General features: G+C 66.3%; 1 protein-coding gene. It reads right to left on the reverse strand.

Annotation, left to right across the window (positions count from 1 at the left end; all coding sequences use genetic code 11):
- Positions 1 to 22: 22 nt before the first annotated feature.
- Positions 23 to 1,384: protein NO VEIN domain-containing protein (locus BSZ39_RS12815; protein ID WP_143180554.1), on the reverse strand; the 1,362-nt coding region annotated here is incomplete at its 5' end.

Consider the following 1,384-nt stretch of genomic DNA (forward strand, 5'->3'; position numbering starts at 1 on the left):
TGGTTGTTGTCGGTGGTGTGGGTCATCGCGGTGGTCCTCCGCGTTCCCAGTAGTCGCGCCAGACCTCGTTGTAGGAACGGGTGGTCGCGGACGGTTCCAGGTGGGTGAAGGCGTCGCTCACGTACCGCAACTGGTCGTGGTCAGCGCCGCTGGTTGAGACTTCGACCAGGGCGAGCCGGTGCCGGTCGCCTTGGGTCTGGGCGAAGGTGATCTCGTTGGTGGTGATGGTGAAGGTGTCGGAACCAACGATCCGGCCCTTGACCTCGATGTAGTGGACGAAGCCGCTCTTGTCGGTGGACTGGATGTCGTAGCCGGGGTTGTTGCGCGGCATCTCGACCGGTTCGCGTCCGAGTGCTCGCTCGGCGGCGAGCACGGCTTCGACTGCTCGTCGCTCGACTTCCTCGGTCTGGCGGGCAAAGGTTTGGGCTTCAGGCTCGTTGTCGGTCGTGAGGAGTGCGCTGGGGATGACGAGTGCGGCGCCGCGGATGACGGCGGGCACGGCGACAAGGTTGGTGGCCGCATCGAGCTGTTCGAGTCGGTGGCTCAGCCGTTCATCGAGTTGTCGGGCGCGAGCGAGTGCGGTCTCGGCGCGGAGCCTGCCGATGGTGCCTGCTCGTTCGAGGGCTTCGAGGCGGTTGTGTTCGCGGTCCCAGTGGTTGATCTCTGCCAGCAGGCGATCCTTCACTTGCGCTCGGGTGCGCGCGGTCTCGATGTCGAGTCGGGTCTTGATCTCGTCCATGCGGGGCTGGAGCCCTTCACGGTAGGCCCACGCGCGCACGATCTTCTCGTGGTTCTGTCGCGCCCAGTCGCTGCCCGTGATGTCAGCGATGGCTTCGGTCTCGGTCGAGTCGGGGCGGTCGTAGTCGAGGTATGGGGGTGCTGCGGACACGGTGACGGTGCCGTCGTGTTCGAGGAGTGGGTAGTCGAAGTGGTGAGAGACCGTGTCGGCATCGGCGGCGGTGTTCTCGATGCGCTGCTCGACGCTGAACATCAGCATCGGTGCGTCGGTCTGCTTGGTGCGCCGGTCGACCAGCACCGTGCCCTGCTTGAGGGTGGGGCCGAGGTCGTCGATGGTTGCCTCGATCACGGCGTGCAGTAGCGGGTGGCCTGGTGCGATGAGGGCGGCGTCGGCGAGGCCGTCGGGGTGCATGCGTGCAAGTTCGAAGGTGATGCGCTCGTACTGCTCAGCGACGGGTGCCCATCGGTTGAGGCGTCGCGCCGTGTCGATCACGCGGGCCGGGACGCGGGTGATCTCGTAGCGTCCGTTCTCTCGCTTGCGGATGCGTCCACCGAGCCGGGTGAGCGCGGGGAGGAAGAAGGCTGCGATGTAGCCGGGCTGGAGTCGGCGTTCGCGGGCCTTCTCCATGCGTGCGCGAACTTCGTC

The sequence above is a fragment of the Bowdeniella nasicola genome (assembly GCF_001907295.1).
Lineage (GTDB): Bacteria > Actinomycetota > Actinomycetes > Actinomycetales > Actinomycetaceae > Bowdeniella > Bowdeniella nasicola.